Below are 22764 nucleotides of genomic sequence, written 5' to 3' on the forward strand. Positions count from 1 at the left end.
GGGCGGCTCCGACCGCTACGGCCGAGGCTGGGCGAGGCGCACGATCTGGCCCGGCACGATGCGGTGGATGCCGTCGGTGACGATCAGGTCGCCATCGGCGATCGCCCCGCGCACGTACACCCGGTCGGTTTCCGTCTGCAGCACCTCCACCCCGCGTCGCACGGTCCGATAGAGCGGTGTCTCGCCGTCTTCCGTCCGCATCAGCGCCAGGGCGTCCCACAGGCCACGCCGGCCGCCGACAAGCGCACCCAGGGGCAGCCAGTAGCCGTCGTCTTCGATGAAAGTGCTGACCTCGAGGATGGCGAGTTCGCCGGAGCGCAGGGGCACATTATCCTGCCGACCCTCGATGACGAAGATCACCGGGACCGTCCGGGTGGCCAGGTCGAGGGCGTCGAGGACAGCCCGAAGCCTGCCGCGGTAGGTCTGTCCGAAGATCTCGATATCGTAGGTCTGCTCGGTCTTGAGGTCGGCCGCGATGGTCGGCGGAACACCGACCCGGACCTCCATGACCGAATCCTCGATCAGCCGCAGCACCGGGGTCGCCGAGCCGAGGGCCACCCCTTCGTCGACCATCCGGGCAACCACGATGCCGTCGTACGGGGCGACGATCTGCGCCAGGGAGATGTCGGCGTCGACCGCCGCGATGGCCGCCTCGGCCTGCTTGATGGCGGCCTGGTTCGCATCCAGCGTGGCGCGGACCGCCTGCTCCTCGAACCGCGCCTCGTCATAGGCCTGGCGCGAGACGTTGTCGGAGCGCAGCAGGCTCTTCTGCCGCTCGGCCGTGATCTTCGCCAGTTCGAGCTTGGCCTCGGTCTCCTTGTAGGTGGCCCGCGCCAGGGCCTGCTCGGCCAGCAGCCGCTGACGTTGGGCCATCAGGCGCGTCCTGTTCAGACGGGCGAGCACGTCGCCCTTTTTGACGCGATCCCCCTCCCGGACGAGCACGGTCTCGACAAGACCGGAGGTGTCGAACCCGAGGTCGCTGCTCCGCCGGCCGACCACCCGGCCGACATACCGGCCGCGCACCTCGTAGCCGGAGACCCGCTGCACTTCGGTGGCGACAACGGGGAGGGGAGCGACGGAGGCGACGCCGTCATCCGCATGGGACGGCCGATAACCGGCGAGCGACAGAACCACGATCGCCGCGGCAAGGGCGGTGGCCGCGGTAATTCTTATGTCGCGGACCGACGCGCCCATCACAGCATCCCGACCGAGAAGGCGCAGGCGCCCAGGAAGAAGTGCAGCAGCGTCACGCCGAAGATGTTCTCGTGCCTCAGGTAGAACAGGCCGAAGATGATGCAACTCACGATCGTGACGATGACGGCCGTCAGTCCGAAGTGGATGTGGAACACCCCGAACATCGTGCTGGTCAGGATCACGGTCCGCACGCCGCCGCGGTCATTGAGAAAGCGCAGGACCGCGGACTGCATGAAGCCCCGGGCCACCACCTCCTGCAAGAACGAGTGCAGGAAATAGGCCGGCGTCTCGCTCCAGTTCGTCGAGACGCGCAGGTCCGGTATCGCGTCGGTCATTCGCGATCCGACAACGATCACCGCCGTCAGCGCGACCGCGGCGAGCGAGGTGACCGTGCCTTCCGTCAGGGATTTCCGCAGCCCTTTGGTCGTCAACCCGATCTGGCTCATCGGGATCTTCATCAGCCAGACCACGATGAGGCTCGGCACCAGCAGGACCAGGAGATACTGCCAGGCGAACAGCTGGGTATTGATGTCGACCTTGAGGATCTGCGTCGAGATCACGTTGTTGGCGACCATGGCGATCGAGAACAGCGTGATCGTGAACAGGAAGAACATGCCGAACTGCTTCTGCTTCTGCACCAGCTCGAGCTGGTGCTGCAGCGTGGCGACATGCAGTTCCGTGCCGACCCTCAGGCGCTGGACGACCGTGATGCCCACACTGGCGCGCAGGTTGTCGTAGTAGTGGTCGCCGCCCTCGACTTCGAGCAGGTCGAACGGATGGATCCGAAGCAGGGCGCAGTCGACCTCCGCCCGGGCATTGAGCTGGCGGATTCCACCGTCGAGAAACGACATCTCGCCGACGATGTCGCCTTCTCCCAGCTCCAGGACCGGCCACTCGGCGTCATCCTCGCCACCAGCCTGGTAGCTGACGATCTTGCCGGATTCGATGATGTACAGCTCGTTGCTCTGCTCGTCCTCGGCGAACAGCAAAGACCCGGCGGAAACCTCGATACGTTCCCCCACCCGATACATGGCTTCCCGGGTGTCCGGAGCCAGCATCTTCAGGGTCAATTTCGGGCGCGATTGGTCTTCGGCGGGTCGTTCTGCGACCATCGTCGGGAGCGCTTCTTCGTTCATGCCATCACATTACAGGATTCTGTTCTGTCGCCACTAACGACCACTTCACCAGGGCGAAAGAACCGACGCCAGCGCGAAGTCGCGCTGTGCTTCCTGTCCGGCCCCCCGGCAGGTCGGACAATAGCGGATGGCGGGCCGAAGCCAAGTCCCGCCCTATGCAGTCGTCCGGTCGGAGGGTGACGGGATCGGCTCGACCACGAACACGACCTGCTTGACCCGGTCCCAGGCGTTGTAGTGGAAGGTCTCCGTGCTGGTCAGCCGGGCTCCGGCCGCCTCGAACACCGCCCGCCACTCGTCCATCTGAAGAAAATTGTAGTGCAGCGCGATGCCGTAGGCGCGGTTGCCCAGATAGTCCGAGAGGGTCAGCAGCATTCTGTCCCACCACGTGACCCAGTAGTGGTCCTTGATGACGACCTTACGGTTGGCGACCCGCAGCGCCTCGCGGATCGGGGTCGCCGGATCGTCGCAGTGATGCAGGACATCGATCAGGGTCACGGCATCGACCGCGCCGTCGGGGAAGGGCAGGTGCCGCCCATCGTAGGGGCTGACCGGGATGCGTGGCGCCGGCTGCAGGATGACGTCGACTCCCACCACCGACAGCGACGGCAGGAGCTCGGTCACGCGCCACGCGATCTCGCCGTCGCCGGAGCCGCAATCGAGAACGGTCCGGACGTCGCCGAGATGCTGCGCGAGGCGGGGCGGCAGGTACCGAAGCCGCGATCGCGCCGACATCCACCGATCCCAGGCGGCCAGCAGGCCTTCGAAGGAGGTCCGGGAGGGCACGAAACGGTTCTCGGGCTGCCGTCAGCGGGCGGTGCCGGAGGTCGGCGCGCGTTCCGGGATGCCGCGCACGACGTCCCAGATCGAGACCACGTTGCGCCGGTAGTCCGGGTCTGTCGCCTTCAGCTCCGCATGCAGGGCCGGCAGGTGGTGATAGGGCACTCCCGGGTACATGTGGTGGGCGGTGTGGAACTGGAGCCCGATCGGCTGCAGCAACCAGGCCAGCGGCCATTCGACGGTGAAGCTGTCCTCGATCTGATCCTGCTTGTCGGACGCCTCCAACCGACGCTCCATGCGGTGCTCCAGCGGGATCCGCCATGTGGTCAGATACCACACGCCCGTGACGATGGCGTAGTGCAGGAGCAGGGTTTCCGGGAACAGATAGACGTAGGCGGCCCACAGCACGAGGTAGTAGCGGCTGAGCCAGGCCACCCGGCTGCGGTATTTCTGCGGCAGCACCGACCCGGTCGGCACGTCGCGGCGCATCAGGAACCTCTCCACCGCTTCCTCCGCGGCGATGCCGCCGAAGCTGCAGGTGAGCATCTGGATGACGCTCAGGACCGGCATGATCGGCGGGACCAGGATCATGATCAGCACGAAGATCGGCAGGTTGTTGCGCATCAGCAGGTACTGCGGATCGTCCTTGGTCCGGAAGATGCCGGCCGTGTGATGGGTCAGATGCGGCCGGATGAAACGGGCCGAGGGCACCAGCGTGAGCGCGCCGACCGTCAGGTCCCAGACCGTCGTGAAGGTGCGAAGCCTGAAATTACCGCTCTGATGGGTGATCTCATGGATGAAGAACGCGGCGCGGTGCAGCGCCACTGTGGCGACCAGGAACGCCAGCACGAACACGAGTCCCTCGCCGTAGAGGCACCCCGCGAAACCGGCCGCGAAGGCGGCCAGGGCCAGCAGCAGGTCGCGGTAATAGGCTGTGAGGTCGAGTTCGAAGTACTTCCTGTCGATCATCCCGCATCCTGTCCATCGCCCGGCCCCGCCATAGGCCTGCGCCGTTCGCCGACAGTGTGACCGCGTGCGGCCTCTCCAGTATACTGCGCGCCGGGGCGAACGGCATCGTCAGTTTGCGACGCGTCGCCGGGCATGAAACATTTCCGAGGTTCGCAGGGATGCAGGTGCGGCAGTGCCAGCCGGGGGGCCGGATCTACGACTATGACGTCGTCGTATCGACGACAGCGGGTCCGCCGTGGCTGACCGGGCCGGCCTATCTCTCGCTCTGGCAGGCTTGCGGATTGGCGGAGCTCGGCCTGCGTGTGGCGTACCTGGTCCCCTGGGTCGCGCCGTCCGGCCAGGCCTGGCTCTGGCGCGGCCAGACATTCGCAACCCCACAGGCGCACCTGGAGTGGCTTGCCGGAGAGATCCGGCGGATGGGGGCGCCCGTCGTCCCGGACCTGTTTCATTATAAGGGGCATGTCTCGAAACTGCTGCGCAGCATCGTGCCGGTGGAGGACGTGTTCCGTGCCGCGCCGTCGGCCCGTGTCCACGTGCTGACCGAGCCGGAGCATCTCTGCTGGTATCCCTGGGCAACACCGCGCCCATGCGTCGATGCCGAGACCGTGCTTGGCGTCGTGATGACGAACTACGACTACTACATCGGCCGGCAGGGCAAGATCGCGGCCCGGCTCGCCGCTCCGCTGGCGCGATGGTTTCACAGACATCGGATCCGGCGCCATACGGACTGGACGGTCCCCATGTCGCCGACGGCCGAGATTCTCACCGCGGGGCATACCATGCGGCGGGGCCGCGTGACCGGCGTGCTCTCCCACTACGCGAAGGTTCCGCCTGTCGGGCCGAAATCCGGTGGCGCCTATTTCCTGGGAAGGCTTGTCTGGGACAAGGGGCTGGAGACCGTCGTTCGCGTCGCCGCCCGGATGAACCTTCCGATCGACATTCTGGGCGAGGGGCCCGACATGAAGGCGATCGAAGCCCTGGCCCGCCAGACGGCGGCGCCCGTGAGTTTTCTCGGACCCACCCGCACGCCCTGGACCCATCTCGACCGATATCGGGTGTTCTTCAATCCGTCGCTCAGCGAGAACATGTGCACGACGACCGCTGAGGCGCTGGTGGCCGGACGCCATGTCGTCATGCCGGACTGCCCCGGCAATCTTCCCTTCAAGGCCTACCCGAACGCGCATTTCTATTCCGATGTCGATGGAGCGGTGGCGGCGCTGACGATCGCCATGACGGAGGACCCGGTTCCGCCGGAGGCCGCACGCCGGGAATTCGACTGGCTCAACGCCTGCCGGACCCTGGCCGGGTTGTGGGGGGAGGCGGGGCCGCGGCTGCCGACCTGACCGCCGGTCAGCGCCGGGCTACGCGCCTCTCCGCGAGCGGGCGCTCCATCCAGGCGAGGGCGGTTGCGATCATGTCCGCGGGCTCCACGATCCGCGGCCGCCATCCCAGCACGCTGCAGGCCCTCTCATTGGCCGCGACGAGGACCGGGGGATCGCCCGGCCGTCGCGGCTGAGCGAGCCGGGGTACGGGACGACCGGTGATGGTTTCCACCGCGTCGATCAGCTGCAGGACCGAGGTACCGGAGCCGGTGCCCAGGTTGACCGCCGTGCTGTCGCCACCTTGAAGCAGATAGTCGAGGGCGGCGACATGCGCCTCCGCCAGGTCGCTGACATGGACGTAATCGCGGATCGCACTGCCGTCCGGCGTGGGATAGTCCGTGCCGTAGATGTCGAAGCGCGGGATCCGTCCCGTTGCGGCCATCAGCAGCAGCGGAATGACGTGGGTCTCCGGATCGTGGGACTCCCCGGCCTCGCAGTCCGGATCGGCCCCTCCGGCATTGAAGTAGCGCAGGCAGAGCGACCGGATCCCGTAGGCATGTCCGTAATCGGCGATGATCCGCTCGACCATCTTCTTGCTGGCGCCGTAGGGGTTCACCGGCTCCTGCGCGCTCTCCTCGACGATCAGCGGGGTCGGCGGGCAGCCGTAGACCGCGCAACTGCTCGAGAAGACCAGTGCGTCGACGTGATGGTCCCGCATCGCGTCGAGGATCGTCATCGTGCCGCCGATATTGATCCGGTAGTAGATTGAGGGCTCCACCATCGACTCGCCGACGCTGGCGATGGCGGCGAAATGCATCACCGCATCGGGCCGGTACGCGCGAAATGCGGCATCGACGCTGACCGGATCGGTGATGTCGCCGATCACCAACGGTCCCCAGCGGACCAGCGCGCGATGTCCTTGGGACAGGTTGTCGAGCACGACCGGTTCGTGTCCGGCCCGGGCCAGGGCCTTGCAGGCGTGGGAGCCGACATAGCCGGCCCCTCCGGTGACCAGTACCCGTGCCATCAGCGACCGTCGCTGTCGAAAGCTGTCGGTCTCATGCCCGTGCGCCGGCCGAGCGCGTGGGACGCAGCTTCAGGCCGCCCAGGAACAGGAAGAGAACCGCCGGCATCAGAGCGACGTGCAGGGTCCCGTACAGCCCGAGGCCCAGAACGCCGGTGCCGCCGGTGAATACCAGCGACGACGCGGCGATGCTGAGCACGATGCCGACGCACATCATCAGCGACCCGCGCCCGTTCCGCAGGTTCGAGGCGTGCAGCACCAGCGCCAGCAGCATGCCGACCCCGTTGCTCGCGGCGACCGCGAGCAGGTCGTCGCTCACCCAGTTGACCCAGAGCGTGGCGGCCAGCACGACCAGGCCGGCGCCGACGACGATCCGCGTCCACAGCGGCGACATGAACTGCAGGGCGGTCGTGAGCAGCAGCAGGAAGGCGGCAAGGGCCAGGGTGGCACGGGTGGCGAACTTCATGGCCGGATTGCCTGGATGCTCGATCGGCTCGAAGAAGCCGTGATCGATGGCGCCAAGGGCGGTGGCGGTACCGGAGATCGCGAGATACAGCGCCCAGAGCCAGGCGGGCGAACCGACCTCGAACGTCGGTCTGAACGCCAGGCCCGCCAGGAAGAAGATCTGGCAGGCCAGGATCACGTCGGTCAGGGCGGACAGGGCCAGGTCAGTCATGGTTCACACCAGGGTTGTTCGGCATGGAGCCGGCGCGCCGACCGGTCGGCGACCGGGTTGGCCCGAAAGTTTCAGAATGTTGGACAAGGCGTTCGGCCGTCGCGGCCGACGGCCTGGCGATCACCGCCCCTGGAGAGCGCATTATCCCAGCCCGATCATTCCGCCGCGGCCACGGGTACCTCCGCCAGAGCCGGGGGTTCCACCGGGGCGGGTGTCGTCCGGATCTTGGTGTGGAGATCCAGCCGGCCCCGGGCACGTTCAACCCGCAGATACAGTTCCAGAAGATAGGCATAGAACAGCAGGCTGCCGATCCGGGTCAGCATGATGCCGTTCGTGACGAACTGGCGGATCGCGTGGGGAATCGCCGCCGGGCGCGGAAGGTGCGGGCGGCGGGACAGCCGGTCGCGGAACCGCAGCCCGCCGCTGTCCAGCGGATGCACCCGCTCGTGGCACGACGCGGTATAGGCGCACACGAAGGTGCTGCGGATGATGTCCAGCTTCACGCCGTATCGAAGGGCGCGCGCGATCACCGTCTTCATGTAGGACTTTGTGTAGAAGCGCGCCCAGGTGTTCCAGTACAGCGCCTCCCACTCGTCGCGGGACATGATCGGATGATCGACGACCGGGTGGACCGTGTCGTAGCGGTTGAGGTCGTCGTCCATCACCACGCCGTCCGCGACCGCCTGCTTGTGGTCGGCCGAGCCGGGATGCGGGGTCAGCAGGAAGGCGGACAGGATGTCGACCGGGATCTCCTCCTGCAGGATCCGCACGTCCTCGGCGACGCGGTCGGGCGTGTCGTTCGCCAGCCCGACGATCATCGCGCCGTAGATCAGCATGCCCGCCTTGCGCCAAGTCATCGCCATGTCGTGCATCAGGTGCAGCTTGTTCTGTCCCTTGGCCGCGGCCTTCAGGTTGTCCGGCCGCACGGACTCGATGCCGATGAAGACGCGTTTGACGCCGGCGGCCTTGCAGGCATCCACGAACCCGTCGATCCGGTAGGCCAGCGCGTCGACCTGGATCGCGACATCCCACTCGACGTTGAGCTCGTGCTGGAGGCGTTCCATCACCCCCGTGACCTCGCGCCAGACGGGGCTCCTGGCGAAATTGTCGTCGGTGATGAGGATGTGGCGTCCGCCGTTCGCGTAGCAGTCGCGTAGATAGGCCTCGATGGCCTCCGGCTGGCGGTGCCGCATCTTGCGGCCGTGGAAATTGATGATCGTGCAGAAGCTGCAGATGAACGGGCAGCCGCGCCCCGTCTCCAGGCCGTAATGCCGCTCCACCGTCTGGGCGGCGAGGCCGCGTTCCGCCCGCTGCCGCGGCGACGTTCCGAGATCGGCGGCCTTGGCCAGCCGGTTGTAGAACGGCTTGACCGTGCCGGCCACGATGTCGCCCAGCAGCTCGTCGACATTCGGCTCGAACTCGCCGGCGAACAGGCTTGCGCCGGCCTCCTTGGCACCGGCGAAGGCCGGCTCCCAGTTCGGCACCATGGCCAGCGACCCGCTGACATGGACGCCGCCGATGATGACCGGATAACCGGCCTCTGCGAACGGGCGGGTGATGTCGAGCGCCCGGGGGAACTGGCTGGTCTGCACGGCGACCAGCATCACCGCGGCGTAGTCGAACTCGGCCAGCCAGCCGATCAGCTTGTCGGGTCGCACGACCTCGGTGACCTCGTCGATCAGGCGCCGCTCGATGACGATGTCGGGGCCGACGGCCTCACGCTCGGCGGCATCGGTGATGACGCTGCCCATCACGGCCAGGGCGTTGTTGACCACGAAGGACCGCCACCACTGGATGACGTAGCCGTCGTCGTCGTAGTGCGACGGCTTGATCAGCAACAGGCCGAGCCGTTTCTTGCTCGGCGATCGATCGAGTTCCTGCGTGTTCGATGCGGCTGTCATCGGTGCTGCCCCCTTTTTGCGGCACTCTGGTCCGGCTTCCGCCGGATGATCGACTACTCGGCGGCGATGGTACCCGGAGACGTGGCTCCCGGTTCATGCGCGTTCTCGGGCACTTGTTCTTCGGGAATGTATCGGTCTAACCGGCCCCGGCGCTGCTCCCATCGCAGGAACAGCTCCAGGCCGTAGGCATAGGCGAGGCGCGCGCCGATCCGCGACAGGATCACCGAGTTCCTCGTGAACTGGCGGATGGCGTGCGGCACGGCGGCCTCTTTCGGAAAGCCCGCGCGCCGGGTCCGCCGATCGCGAAATCGGACGGCGCCGGAATTGCCCGAATGCACCCGCTCAAAGCTGGCCGCGGTGTTGCTGCAGACATAGGTGCTGCGCAGCGCGACCATGGGCAGACCGTGCTTCAGGCCGCGGGCGATGGTCGTGCGCAGATAGGGCAGGGTGTAGAACATCTGCCAGGTGTCCCAGTAGAGGTCCTGCCAGACCTCCCGGCTCATCAGCGGATGGTCGATCACCGTGTGGACCGTCTCGTACCGGTTCAGGTCCTCGTCCATCGGGACCCCGTCGGCGACCATCTTCTTATGGTCGGCGGAACCGGGCAGCGGCGTGTAGAGAAACGGTGACAGGATATCGACCGGGATCTCGTCCTGCAGGATGCGGACGTCTTCTGCGATCCGCTCCGGCGTGTCGTTGGGCAGGCCGACGATCATTCCGGCGTAGATGATCATCCCGGCGCGGCGCCAGGTCATCACCATGTCGCGAAGCTGGTGAACCTTGTTCTGCCCTTTGGCGGCGGCCTTCAGGTTGTCGGCGCGGACCGATTCCATCCCGATGAAGACCCGCGTCACCCCGGCTTCCTGGCAGGCCTCGACAAACCCCTCGAGCCGCACCGCCAGGGCATCCACCTGGATCGACACGTCCCAGTCGACGCCGAGCTCCCGGCGCAGACGCGCGAAGATCTCGCAGACATCGCGCCAGATCGGGCTGCGGGCAAAGTTGTCGTCGGTGATGAGCATGGTGCGGCCGCCGCCGGCGGCGCATTCGCGCAGGTAGGACTCGATATTGGCCAGGGTGCGGTGACGCATCGTGCGGCCGTGAAAATTGATGATCGTGCAGAAGCTGCACACGAACGGGCAGCCGCGTCCGATCTCCAGCCCGTAGTAGCGGTCGAAGGTCCGCGCCGCCAGCTCGTGCGCCGCGCGCTGCGTCGGTGCCTTGCCGAGATCCGCATTGGCGGCGAGGTGGTTGTAGAACGGCTTGACCGTCCCGTTGACGATGTCGGTCAGCAACGAGTCGACATGGGGTTCCAGTTCGCCGGCGAACAGGCTGACATCCGCCTCCTTGACCCCGGCGAAACCCACGTCCCACCCGGGGGTCATCGCGTAGGTCCCGCTGACATGGACCCCGCCGACGATCACCGGGTAGCCGGCCTCCCGGAACTCCTTCCCGATCGCCAGCGCCCGGGGGAACTGGCTGGTCTGGACGGCGACGAGCAGCACCGCGGCATAGTCGAACTCCGCCAGCCAGCCCGTGAGCTCGTCCGGATGGACGAACTGGACGACCTCGTCGATCAGACGGGTCTCGATCGTGATGTCCGGACCGAGCGCCTGGCGATCGGAGGCGTCGGAGAACAGGCTGGCGACCACGGCCAGCGCATTGGTGACGATGTAGGAGCGCCACCATTGAATGACATAGCCGTCGTCGTCGTATTGGGACGGCTTGATCAGCAGCAGACCCAGTCTTTTGGGACGTTCGGACGCCTCATCGTCCGACGTGACCGGCATCGCTGGCATTGGTAATCCTCCTCGGATCGACCCCGGTCACGACCTTCCGGTCGCGTCGGCGCCAGACCGGCCGAGTTAACAAGTCGCGTCATCGTAGTCCCAATTTGAGTATCCGGCGACCAAAAAGCCTTTCAGTTCCAGGCTCGTGGAAGGATGCGTCGTGTCTGACGCCAGAGTTGGGCGGACACGCTATACTGTGGTACTGCGGCCTGCGGGGAGACAGCCCGCGCGGAAGACGGCCTGTCCGGCCGGACCGCCGAGGTACCGTCTGAAGAGGGTGGGATGAGACTTTGCGTCAGGGACGTCGGTGACGACGATACGTCCGGAACCAACGCGCGAGTCCACCCTCCGTCCGGATCCGGCCGATGAACGAGGCGACGGGCATGGACCTGTCGGCCGGGTCAGAGGTCGCCGGCAGCCGCCATGTGGTCGTGATCTACACGGATGCCGGCGGGGGGCATCGGGCGACCGCTGAGGCGCTGCGCGAGATCCTGTGTGCGACCGGCGGCTATCGCGTGACTCTGGTGAACGCGTACCAGGAGGTGCTGCCGCATCTCGACCTGTTCGCGCGCTACACGTCGCGCGATGTCGAGGCGACCTACAACGATCTGATCCTCCGGCGGGGCAGGACCGGGCTTTTCTGTCTCGGCTTCTATGCCGGGGCCGTCCTGAACGTGGCGCTGCTCGGCAGGCAGGGACGGCGCGCCTTCGCAGCCCTGTGGGAGCGCACCCAACCCGACCTGGTGGTTTCGGTGCTTCCGGTCATCAACCGCCTGATCTCCGACAGTCTCGCCGGATATCGGAAGGGCGAGGTCCCGTTCTCCATCCTGATGACCGACTGGGCGGAGATCGGACGGCACGTGTGGTTCCCGAAAGGCGACCGCTACTACGCGATCAGCGGAACGAGCGCCGGCCATGACCAGCTTCTGCGCAAGCGGCACCCTTCGGAGCGGCTGTTCCCCATGTCCGGTCTGCTGACCCGGCCGATGTTCCTCGAGCCTAAGCCGGCGGACATCGCCGCGGCCCGCCGCGCGCTTGGCCTCGATCCCGACCTGCCGGTGGTGTGCATGCTCTATGGCGGATACGGGAGCTGGCGGATGCTCGAGATGGCGGAGGCGCTGCGGGACGCGCCGCCGCGGGCGCAGGTGGTCTTCCTGTGCGGCCGAAACGAGGATCTGGCCACCGCCGTGTCCGCGGCCGAGTTCCCGTTCCCCACGGTGGTGAAGGGGTTCACCCGGGAGGTGCACCGCTACATGGCCGTAGCCGACGTCTTCGTGGGCAAGACCGGGCCCCTGTCGGTCAGCGAGGCCCTGGCCTTCGGCCTGCCGCTGCTCATCGACCGCGCGAATGTCCTGCCGCAGGAGCATGCGGTGCTCAAGTGGATCAAGCGCAACGGGGCCGGGGAGGCGTTCTCCACGCCCAGGCAGTTCGCGAAAGCCTTGACGTCGCTGCTGGCCCGGGTCGGCGCCGAACGGGACGAGACCTCCGATGCCCCCGGCAAGAACCGCGCGGCGGTGCAGATCCCGCAGATAATCGCAGAGATCATCCGCCGCGATGCCCGCGAGGAGGCCCCGGTCTCGAACGTGGACGCGATCGCGGAGCCCGGTCTCCGCGTTGCCTATCCCGGCACCGGCGACGGCCCGCAGGGCTGACCGGCCGACAGCCCCGGTATCCTGCGCCTCGCAGCCGGTGGGCGACCACCGCTGACAGCTCCGGCGGCGGTCGACGATCGAACAGGAAATCGTGACGGGGCGGCCCCGCGCGTGTCGGTCCGCACCTTGTGCCCGCACTCATATCCGTTAAATTGGCGCTCTAACCAGCCCAGGCCGGTGTTCCTCGTTGGACAGGTCCCGAGTTCATCCTTGGGCTGTTACGGCTTCATCATGCAGCCGGCCAACGACCGCGACAGCGGAACACCGGTGAAACAAGAGACCACACAAAGGAGAGGCCCACCATGCGCAAGCTGCTATCCACTGCGCTGACCGCTGCCATCATCGGCATTTCAGCGCCCGCAGCGGCCGAAACCTGGGACATGCCGACGCCGTACCCCGACGGCAACTTCCAGACCAAGAACGTGTACTGGTTCGTCGATCGGGTGAAGGAACTGTCCGGCGGCGAGCTGGAGATCAACGTTCACAGCGCCGCCTCGCTGTTCAAGATGCCGGAGATCAAGCGCGCCGTCCGCTCCCAGCAGGCGCCGATCGGCGAGGTCCTGATGAGCGTCCACGGCAACGAGAATGCCCTGTGGGAGGTTGACGGTATCCCGTTCCTCGCCGCCGGCTACGACAATGCCTGGAACCTGTGGCAGGCCCAGAAGCCCCTGATCACGGAGCTGATGGCCGAAGAGGGCCTGATGCCGCTCTACACCGTCGCCTGGCCGGGCCAGGGCCTGTACGTGCAGGAAGAGATGTCCGATCTCGGCGCGATGGAGGGCCAGAAGTTCCGGGCCTATAACGCGGCGACCTCCCGGATGGCGGAACTGATGGGCGCGGTCCCCACCACGGTGCAGTATGCCGAGGTCCCGCAGGCGTTCTCGACCGGCCTCGTGTCGGCGATGCTGACCTCCGGTGCCACCGGTGTCGACGTCAAGGCGTGGGACTTCCTGAACGTCTACTACGACACGAAGGCGATGCACCCGAAGAACATGGTGTTCGTGAACAAGCGGGCGTTCGACGCGCTGGACGAGAAGGTGCAGAAGGCGCTGCTGCAGGCCGCCGAGGAGGCGGAGAAGCGGGGCTGGGAAGAGTCCCGCAAGGTCGCGGCCGACACGGTCAAGACCCTGGCCGATAACGGCATGAAGGTGCCGGAGGCGAGCGATGCGCTGGTCGAGGGCCTCAAGGGCGTCGGCGAGACCATGACCAATGAGTGGCTGGAGCGCGCCGGCGAGAAGGGCAAGACCCTGGTCGACGCCTATCGCGGCATGTGATCGCGCGATACTGACGAAGAACGGGCACACGATGCCCGCCCGTCCCCCGGCTCGGTCGGGGGACGGCTCGCTACCGAGGCGGTTCGGGTTGCAGCGTCATAGAACCTCCCGCCGGACAGGAGTCCTTCCATGCTGATACGCCGCGTGCTCGACGCGCTCTATCTTGCCAGTGCCGCGCTCGCGGCGATGCTGCTGGCGGGGATCGGGGTCCTGATCCTGGCGCAGATCGTCGGCCGGTTTTTCGGGATCGTGGTGCCGTCGGCCAACGAGATCTCCGGCTTCTTCCTGGCGACCTCGACCTTCCTGGCCCTGGCGTACAGCTTCAGGGAAGGGAGCCACATCCGGGTGACGCTGGTTGTCTCGCACCTGCCCAAGCACTTCCACAACGCCTCGGTCGTTCTGGTCCTGGCGGTCGCGACGATCCTCAGCGGCTACTTCACCTACTATTCCTACAACCTCGCCGCCGAGAGCTGGCGCTACGGCGACCTGTCGGACGGTCTGGTGGGCGTGCCGCTCTGGATCCCGCAGAGCAGCATGGCGTTCGGCCTGGCCATGATGACGATCGCCTGTCTCGACGAGCTGATCCGGGTTCTGCGCGGTCGCGCCCCCAGTTTCGAGGAAAACACCGAAGCCGTTCTGGACTGACGCCGGCGTCCTGTCCGACCTGACGCCGTTGTTTCCGGCCACCGCCAAGCCCCGAGGATACCCCCGTCGTGGATATCGCCACCGCCTCCATCATTCTTGCAATCGGTCTCCTCGTCCTGCTGGCGGCCGGCCTCTGGGTCGCGATCGCCCTGCTGATCGTCGGGCTCGCGGCCATGAGCATGTTCTCCAGCGCGCCGGCCGGCGCCATCATGGCGACGACGGTCTGGGGGTCGATCTCGACCTGGACGCTGACGGCCCTGCCGCTGTTCGTCTGGATGGGCGAGATCCTGTTCCGAACGCGGCTGTCGGAGGACATGTTCGGCGGCCTGGCGCCCTGGCTGACCCGGCTGCCCGGGCGGCTGATGCATGTGAACATCCTGGGCTGCGCCGTCTTCGCGGCGGTCTCCGGCTCGTCCGCCGCCACCGCCATGACGATCGGCAAGATGTCGGTCCCGGAGTTGAGCCAGCGCGGCTATGACGAGAAGCAGATCATCGGCTCGCTCGCCGGCTCCGCCACCTTGGGACTGCTCATCCCGCCGTCGATCATTCTGATCGTCTACGGCGTGGCCGCCGAGGAATCGATCATCCGGCTGTTCATTGCCGGCATCCTGCCCGGCATCCTGCTGGCCGGCCTGTTCATGGGCTACGTCGCCGTCTGGTCGCTCATGAATCCGACCAAGGTGCCGGAGATGTCCGAGAGCTACACCTTGTGGGAGCGGATCGTCGCCTCGCGGCGCCTGCTGCCGGTGATCCTGCTGATCGGCTTCGTGATCGGCTCGATCTACGCCGGACTGGCGACCGCGACCGAGGCCGCCTGCCTCGGCGTGGTCGGCGCGCTCGCCTTGTCGGCCCTGTCGCGGACCCTCAGCTGGTCGACCTTCGTCGACAGCCTGATCGGCGCGACCAAGACGAGCTGCATGATCTGCTTCATCCTGGCCGGTGCCGCGTTCCTGTCGACGGCCATGGGCTTCACCGGCATCCCGCGCGGGCTGGCGGAGTGGATCCGCGACATGCAGCTGTCGCCCTATGCGCTGCTCGCCGCGCTGACGGTGTTCTTCATCGTGCTCGGCTGTTTCCTCGACGGCATTTCGGTGGTGGTCCTGACCGTCGCGGTGATCCTGCCGATGATCGAGGCTGCCGGCATCGACAAGCTGTGGTTCGGCATCTACGTCGTCCTCGTGGTCGAGATGTCCCAGATCACCCCACCGGTCGGCTTCAACCTCTTCGTGATCCAGGGGCTCACCGGACGGAACATCCTCTACATCGCCAAGGCGGCCCTGCCGTTCTTCCTGCTGATGTGCGCGGCGGTGGTGCTGCTGGTCGCCTTCCCCCAGGTGGTAACCTGGCTGCCGGAAGTGGCGACGGCCCGCAACTGATCCGAGCGATCCGAGGACCGGCGGGCGGCAACCCGCTGGCCGGTCCGACGCACTGACAAACCGGAGAATACGAATGGTCTCGCTCAAGGCACCGTGGCGTGTCGGCGTGGATGTCGGCGGCACGTTCACCGACATGGTGATCGCCGATGCCGATGGCCGCCTGCACGTCTTCAAGGTCCCGTCGGTGCCGGAAGATCCGACCCGCGGCGTGATGAACGCGGTCGCGAAGGCGGCGGAGGACCTGGGCACCGACCAGCGCGGGTTCCTGGAGAACTGCGCCTTCTTCGCCCATGGCTCCACCGTCGCCACGAACACCCTGCTCGAGCGCAAGGGGGCGCGGGTCGGACTGATCGCCACCGAGGGGTTCCGCGACAGCCTGGAAATCCGGCGCGGCATCCGCACCAATCCCTGGGACCACCGCACGCCCTATCCGGAGGTTCTGGTCCCCCGGTATCTCCGCCGCCCGGTGACGGGCCGGCTGGACACCCATGGGCGTGAACTGACGCCCGTCGATCTGGACCAGGCCCGCGCGATCGGCGCGCGGTTCCGCGCCGAGGGCGTCGAGGCGGTGGCGATCTGTCTGCTGAACGCCTTCGCCAATCCCGAGCACGAGCGCCTCGTGGCGGACGCGGTCGCCGAGACCTGGGGCGGTGACTGGATCTCGCAGTCGAGCGCCATCGTCCCGATCATCGGCGAGTACGAGCGGACCTCGACTACCGTGGTGAACGCCTATGTCGCCCCGCGGGTCGTGGGCTATCTCCAGGCGCTGGAGCAGGAACTGATCGACGGCGGGCTGCCGCACCGCCTGTTCATGCTGCAGTCGAACGGGGGTGCCGTGTCCGTGCGGCAGATCGCGGAACGGCCGGTCAACCTGATCCTGTCCGGACCGGCCGCCGGCGTAGGCTCGATGCGCCATTTCGCGCGGGCCGCCGGCCACGACAACCTGATCTCCATGGAGATCGGAGGGACGAGCTGCGACGTGATGCTGATGGCGGAGGGGCGCATTGCCATCACCGACGAGCTGTCGGTCGCCGACTACGACCTGATGATCCCGTCGGTCGACATCCACACGGTGGGGGCCGGCGGCGGGACGATCGCCGGCGTGGACGCCGCCGGGATGCTGTTCGCAGGGCCGCGCGGCGCCGGCGCCCGTCCGGGCCCGGCCTGCTACGGCTTCGGTGGGACGGAGCCGACGGTGACCGATGCCAATCTGGTGCTCGGCCGCCTGAAGCCGGGGGCCTATGCCGGCGGCTCGGTCACCCTCGACCGCGATCTGGCCCTTGAGGCGGTGCGCAGCCGGGTCGCGGAGCCTCTGGGGTTGAGCGAGACTGAGGCCGCGGCGGGCATTCTGCGGCTGGTTGAGCAGAACCTGCTCCAGGCGGTGGAGCGGATCTCGATCCAGCGCGGCCAGAACCCGGCCCGGTTCATGCTGGTCGCCTGCGGCGGCGCGGGGCCGATGCATGGTGCCGCCGTGGCGCGCCGTCTGGGGTGCGGAGCGGTTTACATCCCGCGACAGGCCGGCGCGTTCTGCGCCCTGGGCATGCTGCATTCGGACGTGCGCCAGGATTTCATGGACGTGCATTTCCAGGACCTGGACACCCTGGCCGAGCAGCCGGTCGAGGACCGGTTCGCCGCCCTGGAGCGGGACGCCTCGGAGATGCTGACCCGGGAAGGGTTCGATGCGGCTGACACCGCGACCGAACGCGAACTCGACCTGCGTTACGACGGCCAGCAATGGGATCTGCGGATACCCGTGGCCGCTGGGGCGGGGGCAGACGAGATCCGGGCAGCCTTCGAGCGTGAATACGACCGTCGCTTCGGCCACACGGTGCCGGGCGGGCGGATCCTGATCACCGCCCTGCGGGTGGTCGGCAAGGGGCTGATGCCGCCGCTGGACGAGGCCGCCATGGCGCCGGCGGGGGAGGCCGTCCAGGCGATCGATCACCGCGAGGCCTATGTCGACGACCGGCATGGCGCGATGCGCTGCGCGGTCTATACCGGTCCCGATCTGCGGCCGGGTCATGTGCTGCAGGGCCCGCTGCTGATCGAGGAGGCGACGACGACGATCTTCGCCGGTCCCAGAGACCGGGTCGAGGTCGATCCGGCCGGCAACTATCTGATCCACCTGGACCGGGAGGGAGACGCGTGAAGGCGCAGGGACACGAGGGCGCGGCCGCGGGGAGCAAGGCGAACGATCCCGTCCTGCTCGCTCTGACCCAGAACCGTCTGGACCACATCTCCCAGCAGATGGGCCACGTCATGGTGCGGACGGCCCGCAGCCCGATCTTCAGCCAGGCCCATGATTTCTCCTGCTTCATCGCCGGGCCCGACGGACGGGTGACCGCCCAGGCCGATGGCATCCCGATCCATACCGGGGGCGGCGGGTTCGCCGTGCGCGCGGTGCTGCGTGACCACGGCGGATCGATCGCCGACGGCGACGTCTTCCTGCTGAACGATCCCTGGCAGGCCGGCGGCAACCATCTGCCCGACTGGGTGATCGCCCGCCCGGTCTTCGTCGGCGGCCGGCTGGTCTCGTTCGTGTGCAACCGGGCGCACCAGTCCGATATCGGCGGCGGGGCGGCGGGGACCTACAATCCGGAGGCGACGGAAGTCTGGCAGGAGGGGGTGCGGCTGCCGGTGCTGAAGCTGGTCGAGGCCGGGACCGTCCGGCAGGATCTGTGGAAGCTTCTGATGCTCAACACCCGGACCCCCGACCTGCTGGAGGGCGATCTGGGCGCGATGCTCGGATCGACCCGGATCGGCGCCGAACAGGTGGCCGCCCTCGTGGAAGAGATCGGCGTCGACACGGCCATGGACTACTTCGACGGGATCGTCGCCCATGCGGCCAGCCGGATGAGCGCGGCGATCGCCGAACTGCCCGACGGCGTCTACCGGGGCGAGGACCGCTCCGACAATGACTGCTTCGAGTTGCGCGATGTCTGGGTGCGGGTGACGCTTACCATCAGCGACGGCCGGGCGAAGGTCGACTTCACCGGCACCGATCCGCAGATCCGCGGCTTCAAGAACTCGACCCTGGCGAACACCCACTCGGCCGTGTTCACCGCCTTCGCCTCGTTCTTCGATCCGGCGATTCCGCGCAACGAGGGCACGTTCTCCAACCTGGAGATCATCGCGCCCGAGGGCACGATCGTGAACGCGACCGAGGGCGCGCCGACCACGATGAACACGGTCTTCGTGGCTCATGAGATCATTCACGCGGTCTGGCGGGCGCTGAACCAGGCGGCACCCGAGCGGGCCTGTGCCGGATGGGCCAAGAACGTCTTCGGGGTGACGTCGGGCCGGGAGGTCGGTGCGGACGGGTCCACGGGCAAGCCCTACGTGTTCTATCACGGCCTCGCCGCCGCCGGGGCCGGGGCGGTCGAGGGACGCGACGGCTTCAACCAGATCGGCCATTTGTGCACGCTCGGCGGGCTCACGATCTCGAATGTGGAGACCTACGAGCGGCTCTATCCCGTCCGGTTCATGCGCCAGGACCTCCGCTGCGACGGCGGCGGTGCGGGACGGTGGCGGGGCGGCACCGGGGCCGAGTACGAGGTCGAGGTGATGACCCCGGCCCTGTACTCGTTCCGGGGCGAGGGGCTGCGTTATCAGACCGGATTCGGGGTCGCCGGTGGCGATTGGGGGGCTGCCGGTGAGATGCAGGTTCAGGAGACCGGCGGCGCGCCGGAGCCGGCGCCGAAATTCGGCCTCAGGCGCCTGCAGGCCGGACGTCTGAGCGCCAGCTCGCCCGGCGGGGGCGGCTGGGGCCGGCCGGAGGACCGGCCGGTCGAGGCGGTCTGGCGCGACTGGCGGGACGGGCTGATCTCGACCGGGGCGGCGCGGGATGCCTACGGAGTGGTGTTCTCCGGCGAGCCCGACGATCCGGCCTCCGGTCTCGACGCCGTCGACGCCGAAGCCACCCGCGCCCTTCGGTCCGACCTTCGCAGGATGCGGGACGCGGAGCGGGACAGCATGCGGTAACCCCGGGGCACCGCACCGCTACGCAAGGCTTGCTTTGCCGCCCGCTTGCGGCAGTCTTGAGCGAACCGGATGGTCCCCTGCCTTGCAAGGTGATGATGCGACTGCACTCCTCCTACACCTCGCCCTATGTCCGCAAGGTCAAGATCTTCCTGGTCGAAACCGGCCTGTTCGAGGGCATCGAGGAAATGTTCACGAACCCGGCGGACGAGGCGGTCCTGCGGCCGCTGAACCCGTTGGGCAAGATCCCCCTTCTGGAGACGGATGACGGAACGCCGCTGTTCGATTCCCCGGTGATCTGCGCCTACCTGGACACCCTGCATGACCGACCGAGGCTGATCCCCGCTACGGGGGCGGATCACTGGCGCATCCGGCGAACCGAGGCGCTGGCCGATGGATTGGCGGACGCAGCGAACCTGCGCCGCAACGAGGCGCTGCGGGATCCCCGGTCCCTGATGTCACAGGACTTCATCGACCGTCAGGATCTCGCGATCTCCCACGCCCTGCTGGCGCTCGATCTGGAGGCCAAGGGTTGGACGTCGGACGGACCGGTGCTGCACGATCAGATCGCGACCGCCGCTGCCCTCGGCTACATCGTCTTTCGCTACGAGAACCTGCCCTGGAGGCTGCACTGCCCCGCGCTGAGCGCCTGGTTCGAGCGCTTCTCGCGCCGGCCGAGCTTCACGGACACGTCGCCGCGCAACCCACCCGGCCGCCCGGCACCACCCCCGCAGGCGGTCGCTCCAAATTGGGTGCTCGCCTGAAGGACGCCCTTCGGCCGGCTGGGCACCGCCTGCCCTGCCGCCGCCTCGAAATCCGCCCTAGCCTCAGTCGCTCGACAGGGGGAGCGGGTCGGTCATGCCGCTCGCCTCAAGGTCCCATCGGGCCGACCACCGGTCGGAGGTGCGCTCGAGGATGAGGTAGTTGCGCTCCGCGATATACCGGGACGCCAGCCCCGGCAGCGGCTCGACCCGGATCGGGTGGTCGGGGAGCGGGGCCTCGCCGAGCCAGGCCAGGGCTCCCAAGGTACGTGCCCAGGCGGCCGGTGGTGCCCGGTGCGCGATGCCGGAGGCCACCAACTGGTGGAACGGCGTGCCGCCATGCCCCTGCATGGTCGCGCGGGTCGCCAGATGGATCTCGCCCGACACCGCGGTGATGTCCTGGCCGTCCTGGCGTCCGATGGTCTGGACGAGCCGCAGCATGCGCCGCCATTCCTCCCGATGGGCGCGGCTCTGCCACTGATCGCGCAGATCGTCCTCGTATTTCTGCATGCCGGGGATCACGACCATCAGGAACTCGAGCAGCGACAGTCGCGGCCCGAGAAGCGGCACGCTCGACAGGACGAAGGTCTGGCCGGGAGCGGGCCGGTCGGCTTCCCTGTCCAGCATGGCCCAGCCTTCCGGTCCGACGATCCGGCGCCGTGTCCGTTCCGACCGCAGATCCGGTGCGAGAAGGCGGAGGTTCGGCGCCCGCACGCACCAGCCCAGATGACGGCCCTGCGGGTCGCCGAACCGCGCCGGTAGATCGCCGTCGGTCGTGCCCTGCTGGAAGACCAGGAAACTCTCCCGGGCGATCTCGAAGACCGCCTGTCCGACCGACGAGCCGGTGCGCGACCGCGACAGCGACCCCCAGCCGTCGCATATGTCGTGATCGTCCCACTGCATCAGCGACGGCACGCGGGCCAGAAGCCACGCGATCTCCGGTGAGGAGTAGAGCGCGGAATAGCGCTCGACGAAGCGCTGCCTCAGGTGATGGCGCAGATCCTGGAGTGCGTCGTCCGAAGGGTTTCTCGCATATCGCTCGGGCCAGTCGTGGCTCAGCGCGTGGCCGCGCGTGACCTCGTCGGCATAGACCTGGTCGCCGCCATGGAGCAGCAGGGCGAACGGCCGCTCCCGGTGTTCTCGGCCCAGCCGGGCCCACATGGCGTTGCGTTCGGAGCCTTCGCGCTCCAGGTCCCCGGTCTCCTCGCCATTGCAGGAGACATAGGCGAGGCGCAGATCCCCGGACAGATCTCCGGCGACCTCGAACACCTCCCCATTACAGGCATAGCTGGACGGGCGATCCGCAGGCAGCGAGAACCGCGCGCGCCACACGGTCGCCCGGCCGTATTCCGACAACCGGCTCGCTGTCACCGAGACTCCGTCGGCTTCCACGGTCGGAGGCGGTGCCGCGGGTTCGGTCAGGAACAGGGCCGAGAGGTGCAGGACGCCGTCCGCCAGATCGTCGAGGATCAGGACCGGGCCGAAAGGATGACACTGCTGTTCGTTCATGGCGGGGCGGGTACCGTCGGTGTGAGGCGTCAGCGGGCTGATGGGCCGGGCGAAGGGCGCATGACCCTGACAACGAGTCCCAACGGTCTTGGTGCCGTCGCGGTCTGTTCAGTGAGACGGTCGGATGGCTCAGAAACATCCATCCGGCGGGTCTGGTCGGGATGTGACCTGGGCTCGCGCCACGTCACCTTCGGGCCGATACCACAGCATATCGGCGGGCGGGAAGGGCATTGACGCCGGCCGTGTCCTTCGTGATCCCGGTCGGTCGGCGTGTCGTGCTCAGGGAGCGGGCCGGAGTCGGCCCGATCGATCGGGGATCAGGATTCCCCCTCCAGGGACGGCTTGATGGGGTTTCTGGACAGAAATCCGTCGGAGACCTGGCGGCTCAGGCGGTTCGATTTCTCGATCTGGTCCTGCAGGCAGTCCCGATAGGTCGATGCCGCGCGGTCGAAGTCTTCGATCTCTTCCGAGCACTCCCGGGTCTCCGATGCGCCGCTGAACGGCTTGGCGATCGTCGTGCAGTAGGGTCGGATCGGCTTGGAGCAGTAGAGCTGTGCCTCTGCGCCTGGGGCGAAGGCCAGAAAACTGGCGAGGATGCCTGCGGTCGTCACGCTTAGGGATGCCATGATGTGTTCCTCATATCGGCCTACAGCTCTCCGGGTTGGTATGGCCGTCGCGGGGACGGGTTCGTCAGGCGGTCTTCGATGGGGCGGAGCCTCTCAACCGTTCGCCGAGGCGCTTGATATGGTCCGTCATGGGTTTCTCCCCTTCTCCGTAGTT

General features: G+C 67.5%; 18 protein-coding genes. 8 read left to right on the forward strand and 10 right to left on the reverse strand.

Annotated features, from left to right (window positions below; all coding sequences use genetic code 11):
• Positions 1 to 15: 15 nt before the first annotated feature.
• The 4 genes from ACOQOP_RS02805 to ACOQOP_RS02820 form a co-directional block, all read right to left on the reverse strand.
• Complete coding sequence (locus ACOQOP_RS02805; protein WP_420564795.1) at positions 16 to 1194, reverse strand: efflux RND transporter periplasmic adaptor subunit; 1179 nt, start codon at positions 1192 to 1194, stop codon at positions 16 to 18.
• On the reverse strand, positions 1194 to 2252 hold the full coding sequence (locus tag ACOQOP_RS02810) for a cyclic nucleotide-binding domain-containing protein (protein ID WP_420564796.1): 1059 nt from the start codon (positions 2250 to 2252) through the stop codon (positions 1194 to 1196). Before ACOQOP_RS02810 ends, ACOQOP_RS02805 begins: the two co-directional genes overlap by 1 nt.
• A gap of 231 nt (positions 2253 to 2483) precedes the next feature.
• Positions 2484 to 3062 carry a class I SAM-dependent methyltransferase gene (locus ACOQOP_RS02815; protein ID WP_420564797.1) on the reverse strand — a complete coding sequence of 193 codons (579 nt, stop codon included), beginning with the start codon at positions 3060 to 3062 and terminating at the stop codon, positions 2484 to 2486.
• 72 nt (positions 3063 to 3134) lie between these two features.
• Positions 3135 to 4076, reverse strand: coding sequence for a fatty acid desaturase family protein (locus ACOQOP_RS02820; RefSeq protein WP_420564798.1), 942 nt, complete (start codon positions 4074 to 4076; stop codon positions 3135 to 3137).
• Between the two features lie 158 nt (positions 4077 to 4234).
• Here ACOQOP_RS02820 and ACOQOP_RS02825 point away from each other — a divergent pair, with 158 nt between their 5' ends.
• Positions 4235 to 5419, forward strand: coding sequence for a glycosyltransferase (locus ACOQOP_RS02825; RefSeq protein ID WP_420564799.1), 1185 nt, complete (start codon positions 4235 to 4237; stop codon positions 5417 to 5419).
• A 7-nt stretch (positions 5420 to 5426) separates the two neighbouring features.
• Here ACOQOP_RS02825 and galE read toward each other — a convergent pair whose 3' ends face one another.
• From galE to ACOQOP_RS02845, 4 genes are all read right to left on the reverse strand, one after another.
• Positions 5427 to 6425, reverse strand: coding sequence for a UDP-glucose 4-epimerase GalE (gene galE, locus ACOQOP_RS02830; RefSeq protein ID WP_420564800.1), 999 nt, complete (start codon positions 6423 to 6425; stop codon positions 5427 to 5429).
• A gap of 31 nt (positions 6426 to 6456) precedes the next feature.
• Positions 6457 to 7098 (reverse strand): DUF6962 family protein, encoded by a 642-nt coding sequence (locus ACOQOP_RS02835; RefSeq protein ID WP_420564801.1) that lies wholly within the window; start codon positions 7096 to 7098, stop codon positions 6457 to 6459.
• A 155-nt stretch (positions 7099 to 7253) separates the two neighbouring features.
• Complete coding sequence (locus ACOQOP_RS02840; RefSeq protein WP_420564802.1) at positions 7254 to 8999, reverse strand: B12-binding domain-containing radical SAM protein; 1746 nt, start codon at positions 8997 to 8999, stop codon at positions 7254 to 7256.
• A 53-nt stretch (positions 9000 to 9052) separates the two neighbouring features.
• Entirely contained in the window at positions 9053 to 10798 is a 1746-nt protein-coding gene (locus ACOQOP_RS02845; RefSeq protein WP_420564803.1) for a B12-binding domain-containing radical SAM protein, read from the reverse strand.
• 356 nt (positions 10799 to 11154) lie between these two features.
• On the opposite strand from ACOQOP_RS02845, the gene ACOQOP_RS02850 reads away from it, so the two are divergent.
• From ACOQOP_RS02850 to ACOQOP_RS02880, 7 genes are all read left to right on the forward strand, one after another.
• Complete coding sequence (locus ACOQOP_RS02850) at positions 11155 to 12441, forward strand: glycosyltransferase (RefSeq protein WP_420564804.1); 1287 nt, start codon at positions 11155 to 11157, stop codon at positions 12439 to 12441.
• Between the two features lie 302 nt (positions 12442 to 12743).
• Positions 12744 to 13715, forward strand: a complete 972-nt coding sequence (locus ACOQOP_RS02855; RefSeq protein ID WP_420564805.1) for a TRAP transporter substrate-binding protein — start codon at positions 12744 to 12746, stop codon at positions 13713 to 13715.
• 129 nt (positions 13716 to 13844) lie between these two features.
• Positions 13845 to 14360, forward strand: coding sequence for a TRAP transporter small permease (locus tag ACOQOP_RS02860; protein WP_420564806.1), 516 nt, complete (start codon positions 13845 to 13847; stop codon positions 14358 to 14360).
• A 68-nt stretch (positions 14361 to 14428) separates the two neighbouring features.
• Positions 14429 to 15736 (forward strand): TRAP transporter large permease, encoded by a 1308-nt coding sequence (locus ACOQOP_RS02865; protein WP_420564807.1) that lies wholly within the window; start codon positions 14429 to 14431, stop codon positions 15734 to 15736.
• Positions 15737 to 15809: 73 nt separating this feature from the next.
• Entirely contained in the window at positions 15810 to 17885 is a 2076-nt protein-coding gene (locus ACOQOP_RS02870; RefSeq protein WP_420564808.1) for a hydantoinase/oxoprolinase family protein, read from the forward strand.
• Positions 17882 to 19717, forward strand: coding sequence for a hydantoinase B/oxoprolinase family protein (locus ACOQOP_RS02875; RefSeq protein WP_420564809.1), 1836 nt, complete (start codon positions 17882 to 17884; stop codon positions 19715 to 19717). Before ACOQOP_RS02870 ends, ACOQOP_RS02875 begins: the two co-directional genes overlap by 4 nt.
• 95 nt (positions 19718 to 19812) lie before the next feature.
• Positions 19813 to 20478 carry a glutathione S-transferase N-terminal domain-containing protein gene (locus ACOQOP_RS02880; protein WP_420564810.1) on the forward strand — a complete coding sequence of 222 codons (666 nt, stop codon included), beginning with the start codon at positions 19813 to 19815 and terminating at the stop codon, positions 20476 to 20478.
• Positions 20479 to 20541: 63 nt separating this feature from the next.
• On the opposite strand, the gene ACOQOP_RS02885 is transcribed toward ACOQOP_RS02880, so the two are convergent.
• A complete protein-coding gene (locus ACOQOP_RS02885; protein ID WP_420564811.1) occupies positions 20542 to 21984 on the reverse strand; it encodes an alkaline phosphatase D family protein in 1443 nt (480 codons plus the stop codon).
• A 317-nt stretch (positions 21985 to 22301) separates the two neighbouring features.
• Entirely contained in the window at positions 22302 to 22610 is a 309-nt protein-coding gene (locus tag ACOQOP_RS02890; protein ID WP_420564812.1) for a hypothetical protein, read from the reverse strand.
• Positions 22611 to 22764: the final 154 nt, after the last annotated feature.

Origin of the sequence: Thalassobaculum sp., assembly GCF_965223715.1 — a bacterium.
Taxonomy (GTDB): Bacteria; Pseudomonadota; Alphaproteobacteria; order Thalassobaculales; family Thalassobaculaceae; genus Thalassobaculum.